Genomic DNA, 6,976 nt, shown 5'->3' on the forward strand with positions numbered 1-6,976 from the left:
CCTGCCGGTACGCGGCCGTAATGCACTTCGCCAGTTTCACGATCAAAGATTTTGGTGCTCTGGCCGATAGATACTCCCATGGAAATAACCGAGCCCTTCTCGACGATTACTCCTTCGACGATCTCAGATCGGGCGCCGATAAAACAGTTGTCCTCGATGATGGTCGGGTTAGCCTGCAGCGGTTCCAGCACGCCTCCGATACCGACGCCGCCGGACAGATGGACGTTCTTACCGATTTGCGCGCAGGAACCGACGGTAGCCCATGTGTCTACCATTGTGCCTTCATCCACATAGGCACCGATATTGACATAAGAGGGCATCAGTACTGTATTGCGGGCGATATAGGCGCCCTGGCGTACGCTGGCCGGCGGCACCACGCGAAATCCTTCGCGCTGGAAGCGTTTGATGTCCCAGCCAGCGAACTTCATCGGTACTTTATCGAAGTAGCGCGTTTCGCCGCCCTCGATTAGCCGATTATCGACGATGCGAAACGAAAGCAGTACCGCTTTTTTCAGCCATTGATGGGTCACCCACTCGCCATTGATTTTTTCCGCTACGCGCAGCGCTCCGCTGTCGAGGGAAGAGATAACCTGATTAATCGCGTTGCGGGTGGCGCCATCGACGTTAGCCGGCGTAATCAGGGCACGTTGTTCAAAGGCGGTTTCAATAATCTGCTGTAATGGCTGCATCCTGTCGTGTCCTGCTTGTCGGCTTAATGGAAATTCTCATAACGTTACTTGTATCATATTTTATCGTTTATATTGAGTATCTCTTCTGTCAAGCGCCGACACAATTCCGCCAGCATTACTGTGCTGAGAGCGGGCACCCTGTCGCCGCCTGCCAGAATGAATAAATCCTCCACCCACTCGTCGATAGTGGAAATACGCGGCCGTGCAGCAAAATGCCCAAATAGACGAAGATGAAAACGTCGCTGACGCGAGCCGGTAATCCTCGCTGGTAAAGCACTGTCAGCTCCAAATGACAGTGCTGTAAGACAGAAACACTACCGAGGTGTCCCCATATTGAAATGGCGCAGATTGAGAGAAGTATGGCGCACCAGCGGATGTCGGTAATCCCCGAGTTACAAGATTTGCAGCAACGCTTGGCAGATGATGGGATAGCAGTCCAGAGACAGCGCGCTGCCGTCCGTCTCGAGCACCACGAAGGTATTGATCGCCATCCCGTACTGGTTAGCGAAAATCTGCGTGTCGTGCACGCTTAGATTACGGCGATCCAGCTCACCCGTCACCGAGGAGAACAATAAAATAAATAGGGGCGGTTCTAATTGCGAATGAAAATCTCGGTGTCGCCGCGGGTGGCTTCTGCGGGCAAATCGTGCAGCGCAGCGAATTCCCGCGCGTCGCGGGCGCCGAACTGGGAATGATCACTGCCACGCCCTTTGGCGATGTCGGTGAAATAGAGCACATCCACCAGCAATAAGTGCCGCTTGCCCAGGCATGGAAACAGCCTCATAAACAGCGGATGGTAAGCCAGCTGACTTTCGTCAGCAAAGCTTTCCAGCTTCAGTAATACCCAAATGGTATGTGTTCATCGGCGGTATAGAGGCATGGAACAGGTCAAATGTATCTGACCGATGATATTGCTCTATTGCGGCGTGTAAACCCACAGCACGCTGTGCCGATGCATCAGCAGCAGGGCATGTTTTCACCCGGTTGATGAAAAATTTGCATGAACAGGGCGGCGCGCGCTTCTGGGATTATGCACAGCGGCGCCTTCAGGTAGGTGATGGCGGGCATAATACATCCGGAGAAAAATGCCCTATGGCTGTCGGCTGAAAACAGTGTCTCGTCGCGTAACTTAATGAGATTGTCGCGCCGCTGAAACTCGTCGTCCAGCTGCTGCGGCTTTTCATCTGGTGGCACAAGCGGTCAGGATAGCTTCATCAAACAACTGCAGCAGCATTTGATTCAGCTCGCTTACGCGGCGGCGGATGTGTGTGGCGCGAAAGAAATCTTTCATCATCCGCTCAACAAGCAGGTTTTCTTCTCCCTAGTAGCACAGTAGTTGCACCATGCTCTGCTGGCGGTCGAATAGCAGGTGGTTGTCTTAGCAATTCATCATTAGATGCAGGGTGAAACGAATGCAAAAGAAAGCCTTAGCATTCGTTGAGTTAGTTCATCCCGCTCGGCGCGGATAATAAAGTCGGATAATAAAGCCGAAGCTCACCATTTCATCCATCAAGGTGATGCCGAAATGGCAGTGCGCTCCAGCCAGAGCAGCATATGGATATCCCGCAGGCCAGGCCACTGGGACTGCTTTTAATGTCTGATTCCAGATTGTAGCTGGTGCCGTGATAGCGTAAACTCCTGCAGCTCCGCCAATTTAGCGGCGGAAAAACGCCTGCGAAGGCAAAAAGTTATCGCTGAACAACTGCTATTGCATGGTAAGAAACAGCACTAAATCGTCGCAAATCAAGCGCGACTCAATCAGTTTGGTCGCAAATATCAGCGGCCCTATCCAGGCACTCGGCAATACTGCGTACACTGTGGCCAATTTCCAGCTTCAAATCCCACAACAGCGCCAGTAGTTCGCCGCCGCTGTATCCCCCACATCCACCAGGGCGGTATGGGGAGCATGGACAAACCCGTGTTAATACCATAACTGCCGTAGCCGATATACAGCGTGCGAGCATCCACCAATATTTCCGTCGTCTCCTCCGCATTAAAGGCGCCGGTCAGCCTGCGGTGGAACTCGTCTAGCCCTTCTTTTAAAGAAGGGTGGTTGAGGGCGTTATCCGGCCAGGTGAGAGGAGAAGAAGGTTTCACCGGCGGCCGGCGACGCCAAGGACGCGATGGCGGGATGGTATATTGAAGGATCTGGTTCAGTATCGAGTTGACCTGTATAGTGTGGCAGCCCGGTGCGAAAGCGGTCTTACCTGGGCTGGTACGGAATTAACGCTTGCCGCTGTTCGGTGTTGGGCTGCAAGTGGTATCAGGCCGGGTGGCAGATCACCGTCGGTAACGAGTCATCTGTACACAGCGTCATGATTTCGCAGCCATCCTCGGTCACCACGATCGTATGCTCGTACTGCGCCGACAGACTGTGATCCTTAGTTTTCACTGTCCAACCGTCTTTCATGGTGCGGATGCGGTAGTCGCCAGCGTTGATCATGGGCTCAATGGTGAACGCCATGCCCGGCTGTAACACTACTCCGCCATCGTCGGCGTCATAATGTAGCACCTGCGGTTCTTCATGAAAGTCTTCGCCGATGCCGTGGCCGCAATACTCGCGTACCACCGAGAAGCTTTCCGCTTCAACGAACTGTTGAATAGCCTTGCCGAGGGTGCGCAGGCGGATGCCTGGCCGGACCATGCGAATAGCTAGATAAAGGCTCTCTTTAGTCACCCGGCACAGCCGTTCGCCGAGAATGGTCGGTTTACCGACGATAAACATCTTCGAGGTATCGCCGTGAAAACCGTCTTTGATGACCGTGACGTCAATATTCAAGATATCGCCATCTTTAAGTTTTTTCTCATCGCTCGGAATACCGTGGCACACCACTTCATTCACCGAAATACAGACCGATTTCGGAAAACCGTGGTAGCCAAGCGACGCGGAAATGGCATGCTGCTTTTCGGTAATGTGATGGTAGCACAAACGATCCAGTTCTCCGGTGCTTACGCCGGCTTTAATATGAGGTTCAATCATTTCCAGCACCTCAGCAGCCAACCGGCCGGCAACGCGCATCTTAGCGATATCGTATGATGTTTTAATAGGAATGACCATGTAAAGATCCACAGTCGGCGCCAAGGTCGACAAAATAATATAAGATGAATTATCGGGTGGCATTAATGGTATCAGTACGGCTCGGCACTGACAAATTATCATTTGTCCCGCCACGCGAGGAAAAATATTTAGTGGAGTCTAGGAGTGGTTTATGGTATAAAGCGCGGCGGCGATAGCGATAGATAGTGCCAGACTTTTTAAGTCGCGTGCTGTTCGTCGCAACGAAACTCAATTATGTTATTACACACACGTATTGGCACATGCGTAGGGGTGCTCTGACCGCAAGGCTGGGGTCGGTCGTGTAGGGTAACGTGGAGGTATAACCCCAAACTTACTTTAGAGGTTTATAATGGCAACTGTTTCCATGCGTGATATGCTCCAGGCCGGTGTCCATTTCGGTCACCAAACCCGTTACTGGAACCCGAAAATGAAGCCTTTCATTTTCGGCGCCCGTAACAAAGTTCACATCATCAATCTGGAACAAACTGTACTGATGTTCAACGAGGCCTTAGCCGAGCTGAAAAGAATCGCCTCGCGCAAAGGTAAAATCTTGTTTGTCGGCACCAAGCGCGCCGCAAGCGAAGTAGTAAAAGAAGCGGCTAACAGTTGCGATCAATTCTTTGTCAACCATCGCTGGCTAGGTGGGATGTTAACCAACTGGAAAACAGTTCGTCAGTCCATCAAGCGCTTAAAAGACCTGGAAACTCAGTCTCAGGACGGTACTTTCGAGAAGCTGACTAAGAAAGAGGCGCTGATTCGCACCCGTGAACTAGGCAAGCTGGAAAATAGCCTGGGCGGTATCAAGGATATGGGCGGTCTGCCGGACGCGCTGTTTGTTATCGATGCGGAACATGAGCACATAGCTATCAAAGAAGCCAACAATCTGGGCATTCCGGTTTTCGCTATCGTTGATACCAACTCTGATCCGGACGGCGTGGATTTCATTATCCCGGGTAATGACGACGCCATCCGCGCAATCAACTTGTACCTGACCGCCGTTGCGACTGCCGTGCGCGAAGGTCGTTCTCAGGATCTGGTAGAACAAGCTGAAGAATGCTTTTGGAAGCTGAATAATAAGGCATGCTCTCAGGAGCCATTATTAACTAAGTTTTAAATATGTTGGTTAGAGGGCCTGTATTCAGGCTCTCCTTTTACCTATCTCAAACACGGGATAACGAGGAACAGATAATGGCTGATATTACGGCCACCCTGGTTAAAGAACTGCGTGAACGTACCGGCGCAGGCATGATGGAATGTAAGAAAGCCCTGGTTGAAGCGCAGGGCGATATCGAGCTGGCTATCGACAATATGCGTAAGTCCGGCCAGGCGAAAGCCGCTAAGAAAGCGGGCCGCGTCGCGACTGAAGGAGTCATCCTGACTAAAATCGCGCAGGACGGCAAATATGGCGTCATCATCGAGCTGAACTGTGAAACCGATTTTGTTGCTAAAGACCGCGGCTTCAAAGCCTTTGGCGACGAAATTATCACCGCGGCGCTGAACGAAAACATTACTGGTGGTGTTGAGGCCCTGAAGTTCAAATTTGAAGAAAAGTGCATTGCGCTAATGGTCAAAATTGGTGAAAACATCAATATCCGTCGCCTGGGCGTTCTGGAAGGCGACGTGCTAGGCTCTTACCTACATGGCGCGCGCATAGGCGTCATAGTTTCGGCTACCGGCGCGGACGGAGAACTGGTGAAGCACGTCGCGATGCACATCGCCGCCAGCAAACCGGAATATGTCAACGCGGATGATGTGCCGGCCGATGTCGTAGCCCGTGAGCGTCAAATCCAGCTGGATATCGCCATGCAGTCCGGCAAACCGCGTGAAATCGCCGAAAAAATGGTTGAAGGCCGTATGCGTAAGTTCACCGGCGAGATTTCTCTGACCAGCCAGCATTTCGTGATGGATCCAAGTAAGACCGTCGGCCAGCTGTTGAGAGAACACGGTGCCAAGGTCAACAAGTTCATCCGTTTTGAAGTAGGAGAAGGCATCGAGAAAGCCAAAGTCGATTTCGCTGCCGAAGTGGCCGCAATGGGTAAGCAGTTTTAATTAAGTTTTTCGGAACTCACCTGCAGGAAGTTCCGCTTTAATGAGGCCAGAATAATATCACACGACGTGTGCCGCGCTTATCAGCCGGGCCGAGGCACCAGGTTAATTCTATCTCATGAAATCGCTCTCAAGGAACAGGTCGAATGGCAACTAACGCAAAACCTATTTACCAGCGTGTTCTACTCAAATTGAGCGGTGAAGCCCTGCAGGGCGCTGAAGGTTTCGGTATCGACGATAGCGTACTGGATCGCATGGCCCAGGAAGTCAAAGAACTGGTGGAGCTGAGTGTCCAGGTGGGTGTGGTTATTGGCGGAGGTAACTTGTTTCGCGGTGCGGAGCTGGCGAAGGCCGGCATGAACCGCGTGGTGGGTGATCATATGGGTATATTGGCGACCGTCATGAACGGTTTGGCGATGCGCGACTCCTTGCATCGATCCTATGTCAATGCCCATCTGATGTCGGCGATTCCGCTAAACGGCGTCTGCGACAACTACAGCTGGGCCGAAGCCATCAGCCTGCTGCATAATAATCGCGTGGTCATTTTTGCCGCCGGTACCGGCAATCCATTTTTTACCACCGATTCTACTGCCTGTCTTCGCGGTATTGAAATTGAAGCCGAGGTTGTGCTTAAAGCGACGAAAGTGGATGGCGTCTTTTCCGCCGATCCGGTAAAACATCCGGATGCTACACTTTACGATCAATTGAGCTATCAGGATGTGCTGGAGCAAGAATTGAAAGTCATGGATCTGGCCGCCTTTACCATGGCACGGGATCACAATCTGCCGATTCGCGTGTTCAATATGAACAAGCCTGGCGCGCTGCGGCGGGTAGTAATGGGTGATAAAGAAGGCACCTTAATTACCAAGTAATTCATAACGGGGCCTGGCAACCAATGGCCACGGTCCGCCTGGACAACCAAGTCTCAAGGGTTCGCAACGTGATTAATGAAATCCGTAAAGATGCCGAGGTTCGCATGGAAAAATGCGTCGACGCGTTCAAAAAACATATCAGCAAAGTCCGCTCGGGCCGCGCTTCCCCGAGCCTGCTTGACGGTATTCAGATCAAATATTATGGCACGCTAACGCCGCTGCGTCAGCTGGCTAATATTGTCGCCGAAGATTCTCGCACTCTGGCTATTACCGTCTTTGACCGAGCTCTGGCGCCGGCGGTGAAAAAAGCC

General features: G+C 52.0%; 8 protein-coding genes and 1 pseudogene. 4 read left to right on the forward strand and 5 right to left on the reverse strand.

Annotated elements, in window-relative coordinates:
- The 5 genes and pseudogenes from dapD to map form a co-directional block, all read right to left on the reverse strand.
- The coding region (gene dapD / locus BG74_RS00050) for a 2,3,4,5-tetrahydropyridine-2,6-dicarboxylate N-succinyltransferase (protein WP_244267024.1) at positions 1 to 689 on the reverse strand (689 nt) is incomplete at its 3' end.
- Positions 690 to 1,081: 392 nt separating this feature from the next.
- A complete protein-coding gene (locus BG74_RS20060) occupies positions 1,082 to 1,249 on the reverse strand; it encodes a hypothetical protein (RefSeq protein WP_439895620.1) in 168 nt (55 codons plus the stop codon).
- 80 nt (positions 1,250 to 1,329) lie between these two features.
- Positions 1,330 to 1,745: pseudogene (locus BG74_RS20065) on the reverse strand ([protein-PII] uridylyltransferase); the annotation flags it as partial.
- A gap of 729 nt (positions 1,746 to 2,474) precedes the next feature.
- Entirely contained in the window at positions 2,475 to 2,786 is a 312-nt protein-coding gene (locus tag BG74_RS20070) for a hypothetical protein (RefSeq protein ID WP_439895621.1), read from the reverse strand.
- Positions 2,787 to 2,952: 166 nt separating this feature from the next.
- Positions 2,953 to 3,747 (reverse strand): type I methionyl aminopeptidase, encoded by a 795-nt coding sequence (map, locus tag BG74_RS00060; RefSeq protein WP_066595522.1) that lies wholly within the window; start codon positions 3,745 to 3,747, stop codon positions 2,953 to 2,955.
- Between the two features lie 349 nt (positions 3,748 to 4,096).
- Between map and rpsB the strand changes: the two genes are divergently transcribed.
- The 4 genes from rpsB to BG74_RS15190 form a co-directional block, all read left to right on the forward strand.
- Positions 4,097 to 4,861 carry a 30S ribosomal protein S2 gene (gene rpsB / locus BG74_RS00065; protein WP_066595524.1) on the forward strand — a complete coding sequence of 255 codons (765 nt, stop codon included), beginning with the start codon at positions 4,097 to 4,099 and terminating at the stop codon, positions 4,859 to 4,861.
- 74 nt (positions 4,862 to 4,935) lie between these two features.
- Complete coding sequence (gene tsf, locus BG74_RS00070; protein WP_066595526.1) at positions 4,936 to 5,796, forward strand: translation elongation factor Ts; 861 nt, start codon at positions 4,936 to 4,938, stop codon at positions 5,794 to 5,796.
- Positions 5,797 to 5,939: 143 nt separating this feature from the next.
- The gene (gene pyrH, locus BG74_RS00075; protein ID WP_066595528.1) at positions 5,940 to 6,665 is read left to right on the forward strand and encodes a UMP kinase; all 726 of its coding nucleotides are present in this window, start codon (positions 5,940 to 5,942) and stop codon (positions 6,663 to 6,665) included.
- A 68-nt stretch (positions 6,666 to 6,733) separates the two neighbouring features.
- Positions 6,734 to 6,976: ribosome-recycling factor (locus BG74_RS15190; protein WP_244267025.1), on the forward strand; the 243-nt coding region annotated here is incomplete at its 3' end.

The organism is Sodalis-like endosymbiont of Proechinophthirus fluctus, assembly GCF_001602625.1.
In the GTDB taxonomy this organism is placed as follows: Bacteria; Pseudomonadota; Gammaproteobacteria; order Enterobacterales; family Enterobacteriaceae.